The sequence below is a fragment of the Nonomuraea sp. NPDC049684 genome (genome assembly GCF_044465345.1).
Lineage (GTDB): Bacteria > Actinomycetota > Actinomycetes > Streptosporangiales > Streptosporangiaceae > Nonomuraea.
On sequence record NZ_JBITLO010000003.1, the window covers coordinates 116,738 to 138,877 of the forward strand.

The following is a 22,140-nucleotide window of genomic DNA, read 5'->3' on the forward strand; positions in this document are numbered from 1 at the left end:
AGGGAGCTGACATGACTACCCAAGGTAAGGGCTCGTACCAGATCACCGGTTGGGACGAGAAGCCCTACGAGGAGAAGAAGGGCCAGCCCAAGCTCACTCAGGCCCACGTCACCAACGCCTGGACCGGCGACATCGAAGGCGAGGGGCAGGCCGAGTACCTGATGGTCTACGCCAGCGACACCGAGGCCAGCTTCGTCGGCCTGCAGAAGGTCGTCGGGAGCGTCCGCGGCAAGAAGGGCTCCTTCGTGCTGCAGGCGACGGGCACCTTCGACGGCGGCGTGGCCAAGGCCGACTGGTCCGTCGTGCCGAACTCCGGCACGGAGGAGCTGAAGGGGCTGAGCGGCAAGGGAGGGTACGTCTCCAAGACCGACGGCTCGGCGGAGGTCACCCTCAACTACAACCTCAAGTAGGCGCTGCACGCCGGGTACGCGGGGCCGGGGGCCCCGCGTACTCGCATGTCAGGAACTGCTCAGTGTTGAGCAGACCGCCTCGCGCCCGCGCGCGACGATGGCCGCATGGACACTGAAGTGATCGTCGTCGGTGGCGGCCAGAGCGGGCTCGTCGCGGGCTACTACCTGAAACAGGCCGGCATCCCCTTCGTCATCCTCGACGAGGAACCGCGGCTCGGCGAGGCGTGGCGGCAGCGCTGGGACTCCCTGGAGCTGTTCACGATCGCCGAGTACTGTGCCCTGCCCGGCCTGCGCTTCCCCGGCGGGAAGAACCGCTTCCCCACCAAGGAGGAGATGGCCGACTACGTCGAGGCGTACGGCAAGGAGTTCGACCTGCCGGTCAGGCTCGGCACCCGCGTCACCTCCCTGGAGCCGATCGAGGGCGGCTACCGGCTGGAGACCACGAAGGGCGCGTACGAGGCGCCACAGGTGATCATCGCGACCGGCGCCTACCGGGTGCCGAAGGTGCCCGAGCTCGCCGGCAGGCTGGACCCCGAGGTCTACCAGGTGCACACCGGCCGCTACCGCAACCCGTCCCAGGTGCCGGGCGGGACCGTCGTCGTGGTCGGCGCGGCGAACTCCGGCGCCCAGATCGCGCCCGAGCTGGCCGCCGGCCGCCGCGTGCTGCTGTCGCAGGGCTCGCCGCTGCCGCACTTCGGCCGCCGCTTCCTGGGCAAGGGCCTGCACTGGTGGGGCGACAAGTTCGGGCTGATCGCCAAGCCGCTGATGGGCGAGCGCGACCGGCTGCACAAGAAGACGATCCTGGTCGGGCCCAGCCTGAAGAAGCTGGCCAAGCGGCACCGCTTCGAGCTCGTGGGCCGTACGGTCGACGCCGAGGGCCGCACGATGCGCTTCGAGGACGGCCGCTCGGCCGACGTCGACGCCGTCGTCTGGGCGACCGGCTTCCGCTACGACTACTCCTGGGTGCACGCGCCCGTCGTGGACGAGGGCGGCGGCATCACGCAGGACCGCGGCGTCACCGCAGCCCCCGGCCTCTACGTCCTCGGCATGCAGTGCCAGCACTCCTACGGTTCGGCGCTCATCTGGTGGGTAAAGGACGACGCGGCTTATCTGGTCGAGCGCATCAGGCAGTTCCGTCCCCAGGCGGTGGCGGGCAGAAGGGGTTGAGCGACATGTCCAGGCAGGTGGCGCTGCTGCGCGGAGTGAACGTCGGCGGCCGGAACATGGTGAGCATGGCCGAGCTCCGCAAACTGCTGACGGGCCTCGGCTTCGAGGACGTCAAGACGCACCTGCAGAGCGGCAACGTCGTCTACACCAGCGGGAAGACCCCCGGCAAGGCGGCGGCCGAGATCCAGGCCGCGCTCGCCCGCGACCTCGGCGTATCGGTGCCCGTCCTGGCCAGGACGGGCGCCGAGCTGGGCGAGATCCTCAAGGCCAACCCGCTCGGCGACGTCGCCGCCGACGACGCCCTGCACCTGGTCACGTTCCTGTCGGACAAGCCCGACGCCGGGCCGATCAAGGCGCTCGACCCCGACGCCTTCAAGCCCGACGTGTTCAAGCACGTCGGCAAGGAGATCTACGTCTGGTGCCCCGACGGGGTGCGCAACACCAAGCTGTCCTACTCCTTCTGGGAGAAGAAGCTCGGCGTCACCGCCACCGCCCGCAACTGGAAGACCGTCTCCAAGCTGCACGAGCTGGCCACCGCCGGTTAGCCCGCCAGCTCGCGCTTGAGCGTCTTGCCGATCGGCCCGCGCGGCAGCGACTTCGCGACCACGTACCGCGCCGGCCGCTCGGCCGGGTCCAGCCGGTCGGCGGCGAAGGCGCGCAGCTCGTCCTCGGGCACGGCAGAGCGCAGCACGACGGCCGCCGTGACGCCCTGCGGCCCCTGGAACGCGGCGGCCTCGACCACCTCGGGATGCCAGTGCAGGGCGTGCTCGACCCGCAGCGAGGAGATCCGGCGTCCGCCGGCGGTGATGACGTCGGCGGCCCGGTCGAAGAAGCGCAGCCGGCCCTCCCCGTCCAGCTCGCCCAGGTCGCCCATGTGGGTCCAGCCGTCACGGAACGTGCGCTCGTCGGCGGCGGCGTCGTTCAGGTAGCGGCGGCGGGGGGCGGCCGAGCGCAGGCAGATCTCGCCCGCGTCTGTGACCTTCACCTCGGTGCCCGCGCTCGGGCGGCCCAGCAGCCCCTCGTCCTCCGGCGTGGGCGGCGTCTCCACCGGGCGGTGCACGAAGGCCGGGGCCGACTCCGTCGAGCCGTAGCCGATGACGATCCGCACGCCCGGCAGCGCCCGCATGAGCCGGGCCACCGTGGCCATCGGCACCGGCGCCGAGCCCAGCATGAGCGCCCGCAGGCCGGACAGGTCGTACCGCTCGTGCCAGCCGTGCGCCACCATCCGGGTCGCGGTGGACGGCGGGACGATCGCCATCGGCACCCGCAGCTTCTCCAGCATGCGGGCCACGTTCTCCGGCCCGAGGTCGGTCAGCACGTGCGTGGTCGCCGGGGCGGTCATCGCCGTCATCAGCGCGCTGTGCCCGGCGTTCGTGCCCAGCGGGACGGCGGCCAGCACGCCGTCGATGCCGGTGAACAGCTTCCCGCGGCCCTCGTGGCCGTAGGTGAGGTTCGCGACCGGGACGGCTATGGCCTTGGGACGGCCGGTCGTGCCCGAGGTGTAGAGGATCTCGGCGACGTCGTCGTCCCGCGTGCCCGCCGCGTCGCCCGGCGGGCCGGGCAGCACCTGGCCCACCCGGCACTCGGCCAGGCGGGCGCGGACCTCGTCCTCCGGCAGCGCGGGCGGCAGCCCGAGCACGGTGCCGCCGGCCAGGTGCACGGCCACGGCGGCGACGGCGTGCCCGATCCAGTCGTCGTGCCGCAGCGCCGTCCTGACCGGGGCCAGCCGGGCGGCCAGCTCCTCCGACCGGGCGGTCCAGTCGGCCACCCGCAGCTCGCGCTCGCCGTCCACGACGAGTGCCACATGATCGCCCGGACGGGCGCTGACCAGTTCTGCCGGGTTCGTCGTCATGCGGCCGATGGTAGGAAGCCGGGCGCTCGCCGGATGCTCAGTGTTGAGCAGACCCGGGGGGCGCTTTCGTGTGGGCTGGAGTCGGCATGGGTCCGCGAAGAAGTGGGACGGCTGCCAAGAACAAGGGAGGCGATGACATGAACCAAACCGGTTCGAGTACGCGCGGCCAGCTGTTCGCCACCATCGGCGCACTCCTGGCCCTGGCGCTGGCGTCGATCGACGTCTCGGTGGTGGGGGCCGCGATGCCCCGGATCGCCGCCGACCTGCACGGCCTGTCGCTGTACGCGTGGGTGGGGGTCTCCTACGCCGTCGCGGCCGCCGTCGTCGTGCCGATCGCCGGGAAGCTCGGCGACATGTTCGGCCGCAAACCGGTGCTGCTCGTCGGCCTGGCGGGCTTCCTGGTGGCGTCGTGGCTGTGCGGCGCGGCCCAGACGATGCCCCAGCTCGTCGGCGCGCGAGGGCTGGCGGGGCTGTTCGGCGGCGTGCTGATGGCCAACGTCTTCACGCTGCTCGCCGACGTCTACACGCCCGAGCGCCGCACCCAGATGCAGGGCGTCTTCTTCGGCTTCTCCGGCCTCAGCATGGTGATCGGGCCGCCGCTCGGCGGGTTCATCACCGACAACTGGAGCTGGCGCTGGGTCTTCTACGTCAACGTGCCCATCGGGCTGCTCGCCATCGCCGCCGTGCTGATCGGCGTCCCGTTCGTGCGCAGCGGCGCGAGCTGGCGCGACATCGACTTCTCCGGCGTCGTGACGCTGGTGGCCGGGCTCGTCCCGATCCTGATCGGGCTCACGCTCACCGGCGACCGGCACGCCTGGACCTCGCCCGAGGTGCTGGCGCTGCTGATCGGCGGCGCCGTGCTGCTGGTGGCGTTCTACTTCGTCGAGACGCGGGTGGCCAAGAACCCGCTGGTGCCGTTCGCGCTGTTCCGCAGCAACCAGGTGTCGGTCATGGCCGTGGTGGCCTTCTTCTCCGCGTTCGCCATGATGGGCACGGCCTTCTACGTGCCGCTGCTCTACCAGGGCGTGCTCGGCGTGAGCGCGACCCACTCCGGCACGCTGCTGATCCCGATGATGCTCGGCCTGATGCTCATGGCCCCGATCGCCGGCAAGGCGATGACGGCCATGCCGCGCTACCGGCTGCTCGGCGTGTTCGCCATGGCCGCCATCGTCGCCGGGCTGCTGATCCTGTCGGCCGTCGGGCCCGACAGCGGCCAGGGCCTGCCGATCGTCGCCATGGTGCTCATCGGCGTCGGCATCGGCATCGCGTTCCCGATGGCCACGGCCGTCACGCAGAGCGCGATCCCGATGGAGCAGGTGGGCGTCGGCACCAGCCAGATCCAGTTCTGGCGGATGATCGCCGGGCCGGTCTCGCTGGCGATCCTCGGCTCGATCATGTCGTCCCGGCTCGGCGTCGCCGGACAGGGCGGCGAGGGCGTCGCGCCGGCGGTGCTCGCCGACGCGCTGGGCGACCTGTTCCTGGCCTGCGCCATCGCGGTCGGCATCGGCCTGGTGGCCAGCCTCTTCCTGAAGGAGGTGCCGCTGCGCGACATGTCGATGGGCAAGTCGAAGGCGGGCAAGGCGGACAAGCAGGCCGCACCGAACCAGGGGCGCGCCGCGAGGGCGTGACCCCGGCGAACCGGGTGGCGGGGCCGTGCACGGCCCCGCCCTCGCCATGTCCGCTCGCCATGTCCGCTCGCCGTGCCTGTTCGCACGTGCCTGCTCACAGTTGAGCAGACGCGGGCGGGCGCGCGGGCGAGGCTGCTGGCATGGACTCCTACCCCATCCCCAGGACGTGCCCGCTGGATCCGCCGTCCGAGTACCGGGACCTGCAGGCGGGGCGGCCCATCACGCGCGTCCGGCTGGACTTCGACGGGAGCGACGTCTGGCTGGTGACGCGGTACGAGGACGCCCGCGCCGTGCTCGGCGACGCCCGGTTCAGCTCCGACTTCGCCACCCCCGGCTTCCCGGCCCGGCTCACCTCGCAGCCTCCGGGGCCGGGCACCTTCATCAGGATGGACCCGCCCGACCACTCGCGGCTGCGCCGCCTGCTGCTGCCGGAGTTCAACCGCAGGCGGGTCGACGCGCTGCGCCCGGCCATCCGGCGCATCACCGAAACGCTCGTCGACGAGATGGCCGCCCAAGGGCCGCCCGCCGACCTGGTCCAGACGCTGGCCCTGCCGCTGCCGTCCCAGGTCATCACCGAGCTGCTCGGGGTGCCGTACGAGGACCGCGACTACTTCCACGAGACCACCAAGGTCATCGGCGACCGCAACGTGGAGCCCGAGCAGCGCATGAAGGTCCGCGAGGACCTTCGCCACTACCTGGAACGGCTGGTCGCCGAGCGCGAGCAGCGGCCCGCCGACGACCTGCTCAGCCGCCTGGGCGTCCACCGCGAGGCGGCCAAGGTCAGCAGGGAGGAGGTCGTCGGCATCGCCACGCTGCTGATGGTGGCCGGCTACGAGACCATCGCCAACCAGATCGGCGTGGGCACCGTGGCGCTGCTGGAGAACCCCGAACGCCTGGCCGAGCTGCGCGAACGTCCCGAGGCGCTGCCCGCGGCCATCGAGGAGATCATCCGCCACCAGACCGTCATCGACTACGGCGCCCGCCGCGCGGCCACCGCAGACGTCGAGGTCGGCGGCCGGCTGATCAGGAAGGGTGAGGGCGTGGTCGTCGTGCTGGCCGCGGCCAACCGCGACGAGGAGGTGTGGGACGACCCGGACCGGCTGGACTTCGGCCGCTTCGGCGACCTGGCCGAGCGGCAGGAGCACCTGTCCTTCGGCTTCGGCATCCACCAGTGCATGGGCCAGCTCCTGGCCCGCGCCCAGCTGGAGATCGCCTGGTCCACGCTGTTCGCCCGGCTCCCGGAGCTGCGCCTCGCGGTGCCGCTGGACCAGGTGCCCTTCCGCTCCGACATGTTCGTGTACGGCGTGCACGCCCTCCCGGTGACCTGGGGATGAACCGCGACCCGCGGGACCGGGTCCGCGCGCTCTTCGACCCCGGGACCGTCCGGCCGCTGCCCGGCGACGACGGCTGCGGCGTGCTCGCCGCCCGGGGCGGCATCGGCGGCGGACCGGCCGTCGCCTACGCGACCGACCCCGGCCGGATGGGCGGCGCGATGGGCGCCGAGGGCTGCGCCCGCATCGTCCGGGCCATCGACCTCGGCGTCCGGGAGCGGGCGCCCGTCGTCGGGCTGTGGCACTCCGGCGGCGCCCGGCTGGGCGAGGGCGTCACCGCGCTCGACGGCGTGGGCCAGGTGTTCGCCGCGATGGTCCGGGCCTCCGGCGCCGTCCCGCAGATCTCCGTCGTGCTCGGCCCGGCCGCCGGCGGCGCGGCCTACGGCCCGGCGCTCACCGACGTGGTGATCATGAGCGAGAGCGGGCGCGTCTTCGTCACCGGCCCGGACGTCGTCCGCAAGGTCACCGGCGAGGACGTCGACATGGAACGGCTCGGCGGCCCCGACCCGCACAGCAGGCGCAGCGGCCTGGCCCACCTCACCGCCCCGGACGACGAGGGCGCCATCGCCGCCGCCCGCCGGATCACCACCCTGCTCGGCGGCCAGGGCGAGCTGCGCCCCTGGGAGGCCCGCGACGACCCCGAGCTCGGCGGCCTGCTCCCCGACCGCGCCAGGCGCGCCTACGACGTGCACCCCGTCGTCGCCCGGCTGCTCGACGGCCCCGGCGAGGAGCTGCACCCGAAGTGGGCGCCCAACCTCGTCACCACGCTCGGCCGGCTGACCGGCAGGACCGTCGGCGTCATCGCCAACAACCCGCTGCGCAAGGGGGGCTGCCTCGACGCGGCGGCGGCCGAGAAGGCCGCGCGGTTCGTCCGCATGTGCGACTCGCTCGGCGTGCCGCTCGTCGTGCTCGTGGACGTCCCCGGCTACCTGCCCGGCGTCCGGCAGGAGTGGGACGGCGTGGTCCGGCGCGGTGCCAAGCTGCTGCACGCCTTCGCCGAGGCCGTCGTGCCCCGGGTGACGCTCGTGCTGCGCAAGTCCTACGGCGGCGCGTACGTCGCCATGAACTCCCGCGCCCTGGGCGCCTCCGCGGTCTACGCCTGGCCCACCGCCGAGGTGGCCGTCATGGGCGCCGAGGCCGCCGTGGACATCCTGCACCGCAGGAAGCTGCGCGACGGCCCGCGGGACGGGCGCGAGGAGCTGCGCCGCCGGCTCGTCGCCGAGCACGAGCGCGAGGCCGGCGGCGTCGGCAAGGCCGTCGAGATCGGCGTCGTGGACGAGGTGATCGAGCCCGCCGGCACCCGGCGGCGGCTCGCCGAGGCCCTGCTCAAGGCCGTGCCGCTGCGCGGCGACCACACCAACATCCCGCTGTGAGACCCCTGCTCACTTTTGAGCAGGCAGCACGGCGGCCCCTCATTAGCGTGACGAACAAGCCGACAGACGGAGTGGAACGATGACCAACCCGAATCCCGTCATCCCGCCGGCCGAGCAGCAGACCTCGGTGCCCGCGGCGGATCTGATCAACTCGGCCACGGCCGGCGTGATCGTCGAGCGGACCGCGCAGGTCAGGAACGGCTCCCACGCCAAGGGGCGCAAGTTCGCCCGCATGATGGCCGAGATGGTGACCGCCAAGCAGGTGGGAGTCGCCAGCGTCTTCCTGTACGAGGAGACGTTCGGGACCAAGGACCGGCTGCACTGGCTGATCCACCTCAGCTCGCTGCACGCCTACGAGCAGATGGTGCACATGGGCACCTCCGACGGCGAGTACCGCGACAACACCGCCGAAAGCGGCTGGGACGAGATCTTCGTCGACGGCAGCATGACCGAGACCGTGCTGCTGCCGCAGTTCTGGGGCATGTACGGCACCGCGGTAGACGGCGAGCGCGAGAAGCAGTCCAAGGTCTACCTGGAACAGGGTGAGATCACCGGCCTGCCGGGCGCCCGCGAGCAGGTGCCGCAGCCCTACGAGCAGCTCGTCCACTCGGGCAACTGCGGCCTGCTGCTGCACCGCACCGCCCAGCTCGACTACGACTTCCGGTCCGAGGGACGCACGTTCGCCCGCGAGGCCGCCGAGTCCATCAACGAGAACCTGCCCGGCGAGGCCACCGTCTTCGTCTACGAGGAGGCCTTCGGCGCGGCCGACCGCATCCACTGGCTGATCCACATGAAGTCGCTGAGCACCTACTACAAGGTCCTGGCGCTGCACGTGAAGGACGAGAAGGTGCGGGACCTGTACTTCCAGCAGCGCATCGCGCCCGAGCGCGGCGGCGGCACCTGGGCCAGGATGTTCGTGCCCGGCAGCATGACCGACACCGGGCTCACCCCGCACCACTGGGGGATGTACGCGACATGACCGGCCGCTGCCTGCACGAGATCTTCGCCGAGCGCGCCGCGAAGGCCCCCGACCGGATCGCCGTGACCTGCGGCGCCGAGGAGATCACCTACGGAGACCTGGACGCCCGGGCCGACCGGCTGGCCTGCCTGCTGCAGGCCGCGGGGACCGGCCCCGGCGTGCTGGTGGGGCTGTGCGCGGACCGCGGCATCGACCTGGTGGCCGGGCTGCTCGCGATACTCAAGGCGGGCGGCGCGTACGTGCCGATCGACCCCGGCTACCCGGCGGGGCGGATCGCGTACCTGCTGGAGGACAGCGGGGTCGGCACCGTCGTCACCACGTCGGACGTGGCCGCCCGGCTGGACGGCGTGCTGCCCGGCCAGGTCGTGCTCGCCGACGCCGAGCCGCCCGAGGGACGCCCCGCGGCCACGGCCCGCGACGAGGACCTGGCCTACGTCATCTACACCTCCGGCTCGACCGGCGCGCCCAAGGGGGTGCTGGTCGAGCACCGCAACGTCGTGCGCCTGCTGGAGCGGACCGAGCAGTGGTTCGGCTTCGGCGACGACGACGTCTGGACGCTCTTCCACTCCGTCAGCTTCGACTTCTCGGTGTGGGAGCTGTGGGGCGCGCTGCTGTACGGTGGCCGGCTGGTGATCGTCCCGGCCGAGGTGGCCAGGTCGCCCGAGTCGCTGCGCCGGCTGCTGGTGGCGGAGGGCGTCACCGTGCTCAACCAGACGCCCTCCGCGTTCCGGCACCTGGTGGCGGCCGACGCCCGGCAGGAGGAGCCGTCGCCGTACCGGCTGCGCCGGATCGTCTTCGGCGGCGAGCGGCTGGACGTCGAGCTGCTGGCCCCGTGGATCGACCGCTACGGCGACGAGCACCCGCAGCTCGTCAACATGTACGGCATCACCGAGACCACCGTCCACGTGACCTACCGCCGCATCCGCGCGGCCGACCTCGGCCACCCGGAGCTGAGCCCGATCGGCGTGCCCATCCCGGACCTGCGCCTCGACGTGCTCGACGAGCACGGCCGCCCGGCCGTCACCGGGAACCTGCACGTCTCGGGCCCCGGGCTGGCCCGCGGCTACCTCGACCGGCCCGAGCTGACCGCCGAGCGGTTCAGGGTCGCGCCGGACGGCGGGCGCCGCTACGACTCCGGCGACGTCGTCACCCGCCTGCCCGGCGGCGAGTACGCCTACCTCGGGCGGTCCGACGACCAGATCAAGGTCCGCGGGTTCCGCCTGGAGCCCAGGGAGATCGAGCTGTGCCTCCTCGGCCATCCGGGGGTCGCCCACGCGGTGGTGGCCCACCGCGACTACGGCGAGGGCGACGTGCGGCTGCTGGCCTTCGTCGTGCCGGACGGCGATCCGGGGCCGGACCTGATCGACCAGCTCACCGAGCGGGCCGCGAGCCGGCTGCCGGCGCACGCCCGCCCGTCCACCTACCACATCGTGTCGGAGATCCCCATGACGCCGCAGGGAAAGGCGGACCGCGCCGCTCTGGCCAGGTCCGCGCAGGCATCGTCGGCCGCCAAGGTCGTGCAGCGCATCGCCGAGGACGTGCTCGAACGCGACGAGGTGCCACCCCGGGTGGACCTGTTCGACCTGGGCGCGACCTCGCTGGCGATGACCCGCATCATCGCCCAGGTGAACGAGCGCTTCGGGCTGGAGCTGACGGGACGCGAACTGGAGGAGGAGGCGTCGGTCGCCGCCCTGGCCTCCTGCGTCGAGGAACGACTGACCGTGAGGGGATAGACCCATGCACGAGACCACCGTCCGGGGCGAGTACTCGATGACCCCCGAGGAGCTGAAGAGCTTCCACACCCAGGGCTACTTCGGCCCGTTCAAGGTCTACGAGATCGACGAGATGCGCCAGAACTGGCGGCGCGAGCGCATGCGTCTCATGGACCGCAGCAACGCCGTCTACCGCGACGACGCCGCCTCCGGCAACACCAACATCTCCAACTACGACCGGCACCTGGACTCGGCCTTCCTGGCCGACCACATCAGCCGGCCGCAGATCGTGGACCGCGTGGTGAGCGTGCTCGGCCCTGACGTGCTCTGCTGGCGCACCGAGTTCTTCCCCAAGTACCCCGGGGACGAGGGCACCGACTGGCACCAGGCCGACACCTTCGCCAACGCCTCCGGCAAGCCGCAGATCGTCTGGCCGCAGGCGGAGGAGTTCGGCGGCACGATCACCGTCTGGACCGCCTTCACCGAGGCGAACGAGGACACCGGGTGCCTGCAGTTCATCCCCGGCACCCACGAGACGATGTTCTACGACGAGACCAAGCGCATGCACTACGACCCCAACAAGATCAACCAGGAGGACAAGGACGGCGTCCGGCGCGGCTTCTTCGGCTACGACTACCGCGACCTGCAGATCGACCCCGACTGGAAGCCCGACGAGTCCCAGGCCGTCTCCATGGTGATGAGGCCGGGCGAGGCCATCCTGTTCTGGTCGACGCTCATGCACGCCTCGCTGCCGCACCGGGGCCTGACCGACGAGATGCGCCTGGGGTTCGCGGCCCGGTACGTCCCGACCAAGGTGGACGTCTACCCCGACACCGACGAGATCGAGGAGTACGGCGGCCGGGTCAGCCTCGACCGGTACGGCGCCGTCCTGGTCACCGGGCAGAACACCAACCCGCACAACAGGATCGCCACGGCCACCACCACCGGCCACCCCTTCACCACCCGGTGAGGCCCGCCGTGACCTCTCCCCGCCCACGGCGCGCGGCGACCCGCGCGTCCTCCCGCCACCCACGGAATGCGGTGATCATCTCGTGGCCGCCGAACTGAGACGTCTGACCCGGGCCGTGCAGGACGCGCGGCCCCTGGTGGACGTCCTGCGGCATCCGGTGCGCCTGGCCGGCCCGCCCGGCCTCGCCTCCCTCCTGGGCCGTGTGACCCGACGGCTGGGCGCACCGGAGTTCGCCCTGACCGACCACGACTCGCTCGACACCTTCGAACGCCTGGTCAGCGACCATCTCGCGCTCCGCGACGGCATGGGCGAGGACCTGTCGCCGGCCGTCGTGGACGAGGTCGTGGACGCCGCGGCGCGGGACGGTTTCGAGGGGCTGTGCACGCGCGAGGAGGTCGTGCCGGCGGACGGAGGCCCGCCGCTGCCCGCCTACGCGGCCGGCGACCCGCGGTCCCCGGCCGTCGTGATCGTGGCCGCCTGCGGCATGCCGGCCCGCCTGTGCGAGCAGTGGATGCGGTTCCTGTCCCGCACCCATCACGTCCTGACCTGGGAGACCCGGGGGTTGTTCGGGCAGGACCCCCCGGCGGAGCCGGACGTGGGGGTGACGGCCCAGGCCGGCGACCTCTTCGCGGTCATGGACCATTTCGGCGTCCGGCGCGCGCACCTGATGTGCCTGTGCGGCGGAGCCGTCATCGGCCTGGCCGCCGCGCATCTCCACCCCGATCGGGTCGATTCGCTCAGCCTGTGGCACGGCGACTTCGCCGCCGTGAAGGGCGCCGACCGGACCCACCACCAGCAGAACCTGGTGGGGCTCATGGAGATGGCCGCGACCGGCCCCGACCGGGCCGCCGCCATCCATCCCGTGCTCTGCCAGACGATGCTCTCCTCGGTGCCGCCCGACCTGGCCCACCTGGTGGTCTACCCGTACGCGACGCCCGAGCTGCTGCACCGCTACTGCCGCCTGAACGGCGAGATCATGACGACGGACGTGAGCCCCTGGCTGGCCGGGATCGACCGGCCCGTCCTGGTGGTCTCCAGTCATGACGACGAGACCGCCCACCCGGCGGGGTCGAAGGCCGTGGCGGCGGCGCTGCCGGACGCCGTCCTGCATCTGCGGGCGCACGGCGACCACATATCGCTGTTCAAAGGTGACCCGGAGTTGATGGATATGGCCCGGGACTTTATTGACTCCGCAGCGGCCCGATAACGGCCGAAATCCGCTTCCAGGCAATTCTTCGGACATTTCAGAGAATTGTGGGGCAGCTTGTTAATCAGTCGATTGATGGGTAGGGGCAACGACGACATGAAATGAATTCCGAGGGGCGGGGTAAATGAAGTCATCGGACGCTGCGCAACTGAGAGCCGGGCTCCGCTCCTTCATCTCCCAGGAAACGTCGGGCGCCTGCTCGATCCGGGTGCCGAGACGCGCCAACATCTACAACTGCGGCCAGCGCGACAGCAACATCTACGTGATCGAGAGCGGCCAGATCAAGACCCAGATGTACGCGCGCTGCGGCAAGGAATGCCTGCTCTCGATCTTCACCGCCGGCGACATCTTCGGTGAGTCCTCCCTGCTCGGAGCCGAGCGCAACGAGACGGCCACCGCCATGCGGACCACCTGGGTGCGCCGCATCCCGGCCGCCCGCTTCCGCGCCGCCATGGCCGAGAACGAACTCATGGACGGATTCATCGACTATCTCGCACTACGCCTGCGGGAACAGCAGGAAGTGATCGCGACAATGGTCACGATGGACAGCGAGCAGCGCCTTGCCTCCGTTCTCCTGCGCTTATCCAGAAAGATCGGTAAGCGCCGTGCCCCGAATGTGCGGGCCATCGAGGAACGCATCACCCAGGAAGAACTCTCCGGCATGGTCGGCACCACCCGCTCGCGCGTCGGATTCTTCCTCAAGCGATTCAAGGACGCCGGCCTGGTCCTGCCCACCTCGGACCCGTTCCTGGTCGTGGACGAGGAACGCCTGGCCGAGTACGTCGACGAGGTCAACTGACGGCCGGCGAGCCGCCCCCGGCCCGGTCCGCGCGCGGCGGGCCGGGCCGGGCGGCGTTCAGCAGGAGATCAGCTCGAACGGCACCGCCGGCCGGCCGCCGAACCGCTGCCCCGCGGCGTTCACGAACCCCTCCAGCGGCACCCGGGCCCCGCCCGGCGGCACCCCCAGCGCCGACAGGTACGCCGCGTGCGCCTCGACCGAGGCCAGCGCCGCGTCCAGGTATCCGGTCACGTCCACCGCGTGCGTCGGGTGGACGGAACCGGCGATGGCCACGTACTTGACGCCGCCCCACGGCTCGGCGCCGGCGTCGGGCAGGATCCAGCGGTTGCCCGCGTCGAGGACCGCGTCCAGCACGGCCCGGCCGGTGACGCGGTGGTCGGGGCTGTTCCACTTCCCGGTGAAGGTGAAGTCGTGGTGGTTGAAGGTGATCACCAGCTCGGGCCGGTGCCGGCGCAGCGCCGCCACCAGGTCGTGCCGGAGCCGGGGTGAGTGCTCGATCCCGCCGTCGGGATGGTCGAGGAACTCCACCGACGAGACGCCGACGATGGCGGCGCTCGCCCGCTGCTCCTCCTCCCGCACCTTGCGCGCCTGGTCCGGCGGCATCGAGTCGATGCCCGCCTCGCCGCGGGTGAGCAGGAGGTAGCCGACCTGCTTGCCGGCCCCGGTCCAGGCGGCCACGGCGCCGGCGCTGCCGAACTCCATGTCGTCGGGGTGGGCCACGACGGCCAGTGCTCTCGTCCAGTCATCGGGCATGGGCTGTAAGTCGTCCGTCATGTCCTTCCCCCTGACATGCAGGAAGATCGCTAAACCTGATCGTCCGGCCCGTAGCGGCGGGCGATCTCCTGGGAGGAGGGCCAGCGGCTGTAGGCCGGCGAGCGCGGCCAGCCGTCGGGGGAGTCCTGCCACTCCTCCTGCCGCCCGTACGGCAGCAGGTCGATCAGCGCGAAGGTGTGCGTGAGCTGCTCGGTGCCCCGGCCGTCGGTGTGCCAGGTGCGGTACACCGCGTCGCCGTCGCGCAGGAACACGTTCACGGCGAAGCCCGCGCCGGGCGGCGCGCCGACGTCGGCCCCGAACGGGCTGCCGGCCGTCGAGTACCAGGGCATCCGGTTGCCGACCCGCCGCCTGTAGGCCAGGGCCTCGTCGATCGGGCCCTGGGTGACGACGACGAACCGCGCGTCGTAGTCGTCCAGGAACTCCAGGCGGGTGAACTGCGCGGTGAACCCCGTGCACCCCGGGCACTGCCACTCCTTGCCGGGGAACCACATGTGGTTGTAGACGATCAGCTGCCGCTTTCCCGCGAAGACGTCGGCCAGCCGGACCGGCCCGTCCTCGCCCTCCAGGACGTAGTCGGGCATCCGCACCATCGGCAGGCGACGGCGCTGGGCGGCGATGGCGTCGAGCTCGCGGGTGGCGGCCTTCTCCCTGGCCCGCAGCTCGTCGAGCCGGAGCCGCCAGGTCTCGGCGTCGACGACGGGCGGTAGTGCGTTCGCGCTCATGGTCCCTCACTGATCGGTCGCTGCTTGCGATGCACGGGGACAGACCCGCCGCGCCCGCGAAACTCATCGGCCCGCCCGCCTCCCGCCGAGACCGCCCGGATCAGCCGGTGACTCCCGGCGGTAGCCTTCTCCCTCGGGTGGAACCCGGGAGGGGGCGCGGATGAAACTCGGCAATCTCGAACGGTCGGTCATGGAAGCCCTGTGGCGGCATCCCCACGGCCTGTTCGCCCACGACCTCGCGGCCGGCCTGCCCTCCGAGCCCGCCGTCACGACGGTCCTGACCGTGCTGATGCGCCTGGCGAACAAGGGCATGGTCGCCCGCGAGCGGGTCGGCCGGGCCCACCTCTACAAGGCCACCGCGGACAAGGACGCCTTCGTCGCCGAAGCCATGCGCGCGGCGCTGGCGGAGGCCGGCGACGTGGTGACGGCGGGCTTCGCGGGCCCGGCGGACGGCGACGATATCCTGGGCGGCACGCCCGGAAAGAGGTGCCCTGTGTACGAGATCGTGGCCGCTCTCGCGCCCCCCGTCGTGGTCGGCGGAGCCTTCATCGTCGGCGTCGTCCACCTCGTGCGCGCCGAAGCGCGGGCCAAGGCCGCCGAAGGCCGGGCCGCGCGCGAGCGGGCGGCGGCCCCGCCCGAGCCGGGAGGGCAGCCGGAGCCGCGGGCCGACGGCTGACCCCGCGCCGCTACCGGCCGGGCCCGTCGTGGCCGGGCCGCTCGGTGCGGGCGGCCCCCGTCCGCTCGGCGCCCGCCTCGGCCGCGTAGCGGAGCAGGTGGCGGGCGGCGGCCTCCAGGTCGGCGGCGGCGGTCAGGCACGCCGCCAGATGGGCGGTCACCGCCGCGCGCAACCAGGCAGGCGTCCCGTCGCCCGCCTTCAGACCTGCCTCGACGGCGCGCAGCCGCTCGGCGCAGGCGGCGAGGGCGCGGGCGTCCGCGCGCAGGACTTCGGCGTGCGCGACGATCGCGGCGATCGGGGCGGACATGGCTCCTCCGTCAGCCCGTCGGCACCGGGACGGCGGCGTCCCGGAGCGTCCGGCGGGTGGTGGCCGACAGGCACAGCAGCGGGCGGGCGCCGTCGAGGCCCAGCTCGCGCAGCCGATCGGCCAGCGGGTGGGCCGACCCCGGCTCGACGGCCAGCCGCAGCGACGGCGCCGCGTGCAGCCGGGCCCGCCCGCGGGCGCGGACGTGGGACCGCAGCACCGCGCCGGCCTCCCGGGCGTAGCCGACCAGGCCGGGATCGGGCAGCGGCAGGCCGGGGCCGAGCCGCCCGCGCAGCGTGAGGATCCGGTCGGCGGCGAGGTGCGCGGACCCCGGGCCGAGCCGCAGCTCCAGAGCCGTCAGGCAGGTCTCGCCGCCCCACAGCCGCGCCCCCAGGCCCTGGACGACCGCGCTGTCGACCGCCGAGCCGACGAGGAAGGCGCCGCAGCGGCGCACGTCCGCGCCCCGCAGCAGGTCGGGAAGGAGACGCAGGCCCCGCCATGGCGGTCGGAACGGCCCCGGCACGACGACGCCGACCTGCAACTCCGCGTAGTCGCCCACGCCGGTGCGCAGGTTCCGGGCGGCGTGCACGACGACCAGCGCCCGCCCCGCCACCCGAACGACGGGACCGAGCCCCGTGCCCTCCAGCAGCCCCGCCACCGCCGCCGGGCTGACGGCGAAGCAGGCCGTGAGCGCCTCGCCGGCGCGGCCCCTGATCGGCAGCCCGACGCCCCCCTCGGGCCCGCCGACCGGCACGGCCGGGAAGGGCGACCGCTCCGGGCCGGGCGGACGGTCGAACAGCAGGTACGCCTGCGAGCGCACGACCCGCCCCCGGTACGGGGCGAGCCGCTGCTCGATGTGGTCGCGGGCCTCGGGCAGGTCGTCGGTGAGGTTGGCGAGGTAGCGCTCGACGCTGTGGCATTGCGGGAACATGTGGGTGGAGTCGCTGTAGTCCACCACGTACCAGTCGGGGTGCAGGTCGAAGCAGGTGCCGGCGCCCTGCCCGTCGAGGGTGGGGATGATGTCGTGCTGGTTGGTGACGCTGGCCACCCAGGTGCGCGGGTCGGCGGGGCGTTTGAAGTCGACGGGCGAGCCGACGGCCACGGCGTGCGTGACCGTGTGCCGGGCGCAGAAGCCGGGGTCCTGGGCCAGGTTCATGATCGCCGCCCCGCCCGCGCTGTGCCCGACGAGCGCCAGTTCGGCGCCCGGCGGCGGCCCGTAGTCGGCGACGGCCTGTGCCAGGGCGCGGCTGTAGGGGCTGGCGGCCAGGACGGCGCTGCTGAACGCGCCCAGCAGGTCCTGGGGCGACTCGCCGTCGGGACGCCCGAGCCGCATGCCCGGCGCGTGCAGGACGTGACGGATCACGCCGTCCGGGCCCTCGACGCTCTGGAGGAGGGCCCGGCCGGTGGTGCCGATCGTGCTGATGTTGGACAGGAAGCCGAGCAGCGACCCTTGCGCGCACAGCCGGGCCGACTCGGCCGCGCTCAGCTCGACCCGGCGCGCGGCGCCGTCCCCGACGTCGAGGACGGCGATCGCCCTGTTGCTCACGCCGAGGAGCGGATCGGCGGTGGCGAAGCCCCGTCCCGTCGCGATGAGCCAGGCGGCGGCGTCGTTGAGCGGGTTCTCGTCCAGCAGCGCGCGCAGCGCCAGGACCTCGCCGAAGACCGGCGCGAGCTGACTCAGCGCGCGCACCGCGCCACGGTCCTTGAGCAGGGCGCGCAGGGCCCGCACGGCCTCCACGTCGCGGTCGGCGGCGGCCGCCTCGATGAGCCGGGCGAGCATGGGATCGTCGGTCAGCTCGGGATGGGCGACCGCCACCGCCGCCACGCGCAGCCGCAACGACGTGGCCAGCACCCGCACGGCCAGGCTCTCGGCCCCCAGCATGGCGCCGGCCTTGGCGGCCGCGGTCGCCAGCCGGCCGCCGGCGAACGAGCAGCCGAGGCCGCGGCCGTTCGTCGTGGCCCGCAGCAGCGCGCGGTAGGCGGGCCGGGCCGCCGAGGGGGCGCGCGGCACGGCGCGCAGCAACGCGTCGTCGGTCAGCGCGGCCGTGGCGTGCGAGGCCGCGCCGTGGATCGTGACCGCGATGTCCACCAGCTCCCGGGCCAGGGCGCGCAGGGGCCCGGCGGCCGGGTCGTCGCCGCCGGTCACGGCCGGGCCCGCCGGGACATGCTGACGAAGCGGGGGGCCGGGTCCTCGGGCGTGTTGCGGCGCAGCACGTCCGCGAGCGTGCGCGTGGCCGCAATGACGCGCAGGCCCTGGGGGGAGAACGTGGCGGCGTTGAAGATCCGCGGCGCCAGCAGCGGGTTGGTGAGCGCCTGGGAGAAGGCATCGATGGCGATGATCTTGGTCAGCAGCGGCGGCAGGATCGCGTCGGGGGAGCCGGGCTCCTCGGCGAACAGCCCGACGTACAGGTCGACGTCGTCGACGTCGCGGTAGAGGTCGCGCAGCGCGCCGCTGACCCGCCGGTCGCCGGTGATCTGCTCGAAGGCGCGCACCCGGGGGAAGCGGCAGTGCTCGCGGTAGCCGTTGTACGGCGCCAGGCCGAGCGCCCGGGAGTCGGCCAGGCTGGCCACGTCGATCTCACGCAGCACCGGGTCGGTGTTGAACAGGCCGATGCGGCCGGCGCGCTGGCGGGAGGCGTCCTCGAACAGCCGCCCGAGGCCGGGCCCGGGGATCAGCGAGCCGGCGAAGAAGGTCTCGGCCATCGGCAGCTCCCGCCCGGCCACCGACAGCCGGGACGGGACCAGGCTGTGCCAGCGGTAGACGAGGTTGAACTCCACGGAGGCCCAGTTCTGCCGGTGCCAGGCCGCGCGGTCGAGCCGCGTCGCCAGCCACGGGTCGAGGGCGAACCGGAAGTGGTAGGGGGTGATGTGGTTGATGTACTCCTCGACGACCAGCTTGATCAGCAGCACGATGAGGACGTTGCGGGCGGTCTGGAACAGCCGTTCGTCGTCCCAGCGCGGGTTCTCCCGGGCCAGCAGCCGCGCCACCCGGTTGTGCTCGCGCAGGAACAGCACCGTGAGCATGGTGAAGCCGATCTGGCCGTTGCCCCGGTCGCTGCCGGTGGCGAACAGCGTGTCGCGCTGGGCGTCGGAGAGCGTGTCGAAGCGGATGACGCGCAGCGGGGCGAACTCCGGCTTGATCTTGCCGTTCTCGCACAGGTAGGGCGGGAACTCGCCGCCGCCGAGCGACTGGCTCTTGAGCAGCCCGCCGTCGAAGGCGCGCAGCGCGGCCGTCGCCGCCTCGTCGAGGCCGTAGACCTGGTTGAGGTCGATGTGGTGGTTGGAGCTGTTCTTGCGCGGGTCGCGCGGGACGTTGACGTCGCCGCGCAGGAAGCCGTCGGTGAACCACTGGGCGAAGTACGCGAACAGCACCGTGGAGCGCGGGCACGGGATCATGGATTCGCCGCGGGCGAACAGGTCGGCGGCTCTTTCCGGCGTGGGCAGCCGCTCTTCGGGGACGGCGACCGGAGGCAGGTGCCTGCCGCTGTAGGTGCGGTCGGTCAGGGAGGCCCACGAGGTGTAGTCGGCCATGGTGCTCAGCGGCTCGGGGCGCGGCGGCATCTCGCGGATCGCGTGGTCGATCAGCGAGGCGTTGATCCGGCGCCGCACCGGGCGGCTGCTCTGCAGCAGGTCCCAGAGGGGCCGGCCGTGGGTCAGGGCCAGGAACCGCAGGCGGTTGGACAGGCCGTCCGTGGCGATGCTGCGTGCTCGGCTCGCCGCCATCGTCAGCCTTCCCGCACGCCGGCGCCGAGCCCGAGCGCGAAGGCGTCGGGGAAGATCCCGAGCGACCGCTCCACCCGGCCTTCCGGCGGCGGCAGCAGCCGCACGCCCGGACGCAGCAGCAGCCGGCGCACGGTCTCGGCGATCACCACCCCGGCCACGTGCACGCCGAGGCAGGCGTGATGACCGGAGCCGAAGAACAGCCGATGGTGACGGGGACGGTCGAGGCGGAACTCGCCGGGCTCCGGCACCACGGCCGCGTCGAACATGGCCGAGGCCGGCGCCGCCAGCACGAACGTGCCCGCCGGGATCACCGTGCTGCGCGGCGTGCCGGCGGCCAGCACGTGGTCGCGCTCGCACAGCCGGGGAAGCAGCTTGAAGAACGGGCTGAACCGCAGCGCCTCCCAGACGTAGGGGTCGAACCGCTCGGGATCGCCGGCGGCGGCCGTCGCCTCGGCCAGCTCCCGCGGGCGCAGCAGGAGCTGCTCGACCGCCTCGGCCATGGCCCCCGGCGCGCTCTCCACGAAGCCCAGCGGCAGCCCGGCCATGTTGATCACGATGCGGTCGTCGGAGACGCCGGGCAGGGACGCCCGCACCAGGCGGGCGAAGACGTCGTCGGGCAGGTCGCGCCCGGCGCGCAGCGCGGCCCGGTGCTCGGCGAGCAGGTCGCGCAGGTATCCGACCAGCTCGGCGCCCGCCTTGACGGAGGCCGCCTGGAGCTCGGGGTCGCCGAGGAAGTTGGCGAAGCCGTCGGCGACGATGGCCCGCGTCCAGTGGCCCAGGGTCTTCGGGGCGGGGCCGGGAACGCCGAAGTACCGCGCGCACACGCCGAGGGCGACCGGGCGGAACAGCCCTTCGACCGCCTCCAGGCGCCCGCCCGGCTCGGCGGCGTCGAGCAGCTCGTCGGCCAGGCGGCCGGTCAGCTCGCGCACGCCGGCCGCGTCCTGCGGGGCGAGCATGAGCTGCATCAGGCCCTTCTCCCGCCAGTTCATCGGCGTGGCGTCCCGGCCCAGCATGAACGGGGCGCCCAGCGCGGCGTCGAGGCGGGGACCGAAGGCGCGTACGGAGAAGACCTGCTCGTGGGCGAGCACCTCGGCCACGTCGGCGAAGCGGGTCACGACCGTGAAGGCAGGGGTGACGAAGATCGGACGCCGCTCGCGCAGCTCGGCGAACAGGTTCCGCCAGTCGGTCCGCATCCACTCCCGGACCAGGCCGAACGCCGATATCGGGTCTTTGGCCAGCGCCTGGTCGTACCTCTCCAGATAGCCGCCCGTGGTCGCCTGATCGACAGCACCCATTCGTGGACCTTCCGCCTGATATCGGAGCGCACAGGGATGATCACTTTGCGCAATCACAATCTAGGGAGGCGTCACAGCCTTTCTTCATGACAACCGAGTGCATTGTTTTGGTGCCTCACGGTAATGACTCCGTCACTGTCAGGACATTGCCGCAGTCCATGGGCCTGGTCATTGAATAAGGAGCCTGATCGACCCGTACCGCTCATGGGAGGAAACGTGACGTCACCCCTGCCGCAGCCGGGCACGGCGGAGACGGTGACGGTCACCACCGGCCGCCGCACCGCCTATCTGGTCGTCCTGGTCGTCCTGCCCGTGCTGCTGCTGGCCCTCGCGGTGCCGGCGGCCTGGGGCTGGGGCATCGGCCCGCGCGACCTGGCCATCGCGGTCGTGATGTACCTGGTGAGCATCTTCGGCATCGCCATCGGCTACCACCGCCTGTTCACCCACCGCGCCTTCAGGGCCAGCCGGGCGCTGCGGATCGCGCTCATGCTGGCCGGCGGCATGGCCGTCGAGGGCCCCCTCACGCTGTGGGCCGCCGAGCACCGCCGCCACCACAAGTACGCCGACCGCGAGGGCGACCCGCACTCGCCGTGGCGCTACGGCGACAGCGGCCCCGCCCTGCTGCGCGGCATGCTGCACGCCCACATCGGCTGGTTCTACACGGCCCGCAAGCGCTCCAGCCGCCGGCACTGGGTGCCCGACCTGCTGGCCGACCCGGACGTGCGCCGCTTCGACGCCGCCTACCCGGCGGTCGTGCTGCTGTCGTTCGCGCTTCCGGCCGCCGCCGGCGGGCTCTGGTCGATGTCGTGGGCGGGGGCGTGGAGCGGGCTGCTGTGGGGCGGCCTGGTCCGCTACGCCGTCGTGCACCACGTCACCTGGTCGGTGAACTCGATCGCCCACACCTTCGGCGACCGCCCGTTCCGCACCAGGGACCGGTCGTCCAACGTGTGGTGGGTGGCGATGCTGACGCTCGGCGAGGGCTGGCACAACTGGCACCACGTCGACCCCACCTGCGCCCGGCACGGCGTGCTCAAGGGCCAGCTCGACCCCAGCGCGCGGCTGATCCGCTGGTTCGAGCGGGCGGGCTGGGCCCACGCCGTGCGCTGGCCGACCGCGGACCGCCTCACAGCCCGCCGCGCCGAGCGCGGCTCCGGTTCTGTCACCGGCTCCGTCCCCGGTTCCGTCCCCGACTGAGCGCCGGGCGCGCGGAGGCGCCCG

Annotated in this window: 20 protein-coding genes; 13 read left to right on the forward strand and 7 right to left on the reverse strand. The window is 72.7% G+C overall.

The genetic code is table 11. From position 1 onward, the window contains the following. Positions 1-11: 11 nt before the first annotated feature. The 3 genes from ACIBST_RS10855 (at position 12) to ACIBST_RS10865 (ending at position 2,122) form a co-directional block, all read left to right on the forward strand. Positions 12-410 (forward strand): DUF3224 domain-containing protein, encoded by a 399-nt coding sequence (locus tag ACIBST_RS10855; protein WP_397170832.1) that lies wholly within the window; start codon positions 12-14, stop codon positions 408-410. A gap of 105 nt (positions 411-515) precedes the next feature. Then, complete coding sequence (locus tag ACIBST_RS10860; protein ID WP_397170834.1) at positions 516-1,577, forward strand: flavin-containing monooxygenase; 1,062 nt, start codon at positions 516-518, stop codon at positions 1,575-1,577. 5 nt (positions 1,578-1,582) lie between these two features. Next, complete coding sequence (locus ACIBST_RS10865; RefSeq protein WP_397170835.1) at positions 1,583-2,122, forward strand: DUF1697 domain-containing protein; 540 nt, start codon at positions 1,583-1,585, stop codon at positions 2,120-2,122. Here ACIBST_RS10865 and ACIBST_RS10870 read toward each other — a convergent pair. Next, positions 2,119-3,429 carry a class I adenylate-forming enzyme family protein gene (locus ACIBST_RS10870; protein ID WP_397170836.1) on the reverse strand — a complete coding sequence of 437 codons (1,311 nt, stop codon included), beginning with the start codon at positions 3,427-3,429 and terminating at the stop codon, positions 2,119-2,121. The two genes, ACIBST_RS10865 and ACIBST_RS10870, sit on opposite strands and share 4 nt — an antisense overlap. Before the next feature lie 137 nt (positions 3,430-3,566). Here ACIBST_RS10870 and ACIBST_RS10875 point away from each other — a divergent pair, with 137 nt between their 5' ends. From ACIBST_RS10875 to ACIBST_RS10910, 8 genes are all read left to right on the forward strand, one after another. Next, the gene (locus ACIBST_RS10875) at positions 3,567-5,057 is read left to right on the forward strand and encodes an MFS transporter (protein WP_397170838.1); all 1,491 of its coding nucleotides are present in this window, start codon (positions 3,567-3,569) and stop codon (positions 5,055-5,057) included. A 140-nt stretch (positions 5,058-5,197) separates the two neighbouring features. Continuing rightward, positions 5,198-6,391 (forward strand): cytochrome P450, encoded by a 1,194-nt coding sequence (locus ACIBST_RS10880; RefSeq protein ID WP_397170839.1) that lies wholly within the window; start codon positions 5,198-5,200, stop codon positions 6,389-6,391. Beyond that, positions 6,388-7,761, forward strand: coding sequence for an acyl-CoA carboxylase subunit beta (locus ACIBST_RS10885; RefSeq protein WP_397170840.1), 1,374 nt, complete (start codon positions 6,388-6,390; stop codon positions 7,759-7,761). The genes ACIBST_RS10880 and ACIBST_RS10885 overlap by 4 nt, the downstream gene beginning before the upstream one ends. A 79-nt stretch (positions 7,762-7,840) precedes the next feature. Next, positions 7,841-8,740 (forward strand): DUF6039 family protein, encoded by a 900-nt coding sequence (locus tag ACIBST_RS10890; RefSeq protein ID WP_397170842.1) that lies wholly within the window; start codon positions 7,841-7,843, stop codon positions 8,738-8,740. Beyond that, a complete protein-coding gene (locus ACIBST_RS10895) occupies positions 8,737-10,473 on the forward strand; it encodes an amino acid adenylation domain-containing protein (RefSeq protein ID WP_397170843.1) in 1,737 nt (578 codons plus the stop codon). The genes ACIBST_RS10890 and ACIBST_RS10895 overlap by 4 nt, the downstream gene beginning before the upstream one ends. 4 nt (positions 10,474-10,477) lie before the next feature. After that, positions 10,478-11,422 carry a chlorinating enzyme gene (locus ACIBST_RS10900; protein ID WP_397170844.1) on the forward strand — a complete coding sequence of 315 codons (945 nt, stop codon included), beginning with the start codon at positions 10,478-10,480 and terminating at the stop codon, positions 11,420-11,422. A gap of 82 nt (positions 11,423-11,504) precedes the next feature. Continuing rightward, on the forward strand, positions 11,505-12,629 hold the full coding sequence (locus tag ACIBST_RS10905; protein WP_397170846.1) for an alpha/beta fold hydrolase: 1,125 nt from the start codon (positions 11,505-11,507) through the stop codon (positions 12,627-12,629). 124 nt (positions 12,630-12,753) lie between these two features. Further along, positions 12,754-13,428 (forward strand): Crp/Fnr family transcriptional regulator, encoded by a 675-nt coding sequence (locus tag ACIBST_RS10910; RefSeq protein ID WP_397170847.1) that lies wholly within the window; start codon positions 12,754-12,756, stop codon positions 13,426-13,428. 57 nt (positions 13,429-13,485) lie between these two features. On the opposite strand, the gene ACIBST_RS10915 is transcribed toward ACIBST_RS10910, so the two are convergent. After that, positions 13,486-14,202 carry a PIG-L deacetylase family protein gene (locus ACIBST_RS10915; RefSeq protein WP_397170848.1) on the reverse strand — a complete coding sequence of 239 codons (717 nt, stop codon included), beginning with the start codon at positions 14,200-14,202 and terminating at the stop codon, positions 13,486-13,488. Positions 14,203-14,231: 29 nt separating this feature from the next. After that, positions 14,232-14,924 (reverse strand): DUF899 domain-containing protein, encoded by a 693-nt coding sequence (locus tag ACIBST_RS10920; RefSeq protein WP_397170849.1) that lies wholly within the window; start codon positions 14,922-14,924, stop codon positions 14,232-14,234. 160 nt (positions 14,925-15,084) lie between these two features. Between ACIBST_RS10920 and ACIBST_RS10925 the strand changes: the two genes are divergently transcribed. After that, positions 15,085-15,600 carry a BlaI/MecI/CopY family transcriptional regulator gene (locus ACIBST_RS10925; protein ID WP_397170850.1) on the forward strand — a complete coding sequence of 172 codons (516 nt, stop codon included), beginning with the start codon at positions 15,085-15,087 and terminating at the stop codon, positions 15,598-15,600. A 10-nt stretch (positions 15,601-15,610) separates the two neighbouring features. Here ACIBST_RS10925 and ACIBST_RS10930 read toward each other — a convergent pair whose 3' ends face one another. The 4 genes from ACIBST_RS10930 to ACIBST_RS10945 are packed head-to-tail and all read right to left on the reverse strand — an operon-like array spanning position 15,611 to position 20,922. After that, on the reverse strand, positions 15,611-15,907 hold the full coding sequence (locus tag ACIBST_RS10930) for a hypothetical protein (protein ID WP_397170852.1): 297 nt from the start codon (positions 15,905-15,907) through the stop codon (positions 15,611-15,613). 10 nt (positions 15,908-15,917) lie between these two features. After that, positions 15,918-18,050 carry a hypothetical protein gene (locus ACIBST_RS10935; RefSeq protein WP_397170853.1) on the reverse strand — a complete coding sequence of 711 codons (2,133 nt, stop codon included), beginning with the start codon at positions 18,048-18,050 and terminating at the stop codon, positions 15,918-15,920. Then, positions 18,047-19,627, reverse strand: a complete 1,581-nt coding sequence (locus ACIBST_RS10940) for a peroxidase family protein (RefSeq protein ID WP_397170854.1) — start codon at positions 19,625-19,627, stop codon at positions 18,047-18,049. Before ACIBST_RS10940 ends, ACIBST_RS10935 begins: the two co-directional genes overlap by 4 nt. Before the next feature lie 2 nt (positions 19,628-19,629). Next, positions 19,630-20,922 carry a cytochrome P450 gene (locus ACIBST_RS10945; RefSeq protein WP_397170855.1) on the reverse strand — a complete coding sequence of 431 codons (1,293 nt, stop codon included), beginning with the start codon at positions 20,920-20,922 and terminating at the stop codon, positions 19,630-19,632. Between the two features lie 216 nt (positions 20,923-21,138). On the opposite strand from ACIBST_RS10945, the gene ACIBST_RS10950 reads away from it, so the two are divergent. Continuing rightward, on the forward strand, positions 21,139-22,116 hold the full coding sequence (locus ACIBST_RS10950) for an acyl-CoA desaturase (protein WP_397170856.1): 978 nt from the start codon (positions 21,139-21,141) through the stop codon (positions 22,114-22,116). The last annotated feature ends 24 nt before the right edge of the window (positions 22,117-22,140 follow it).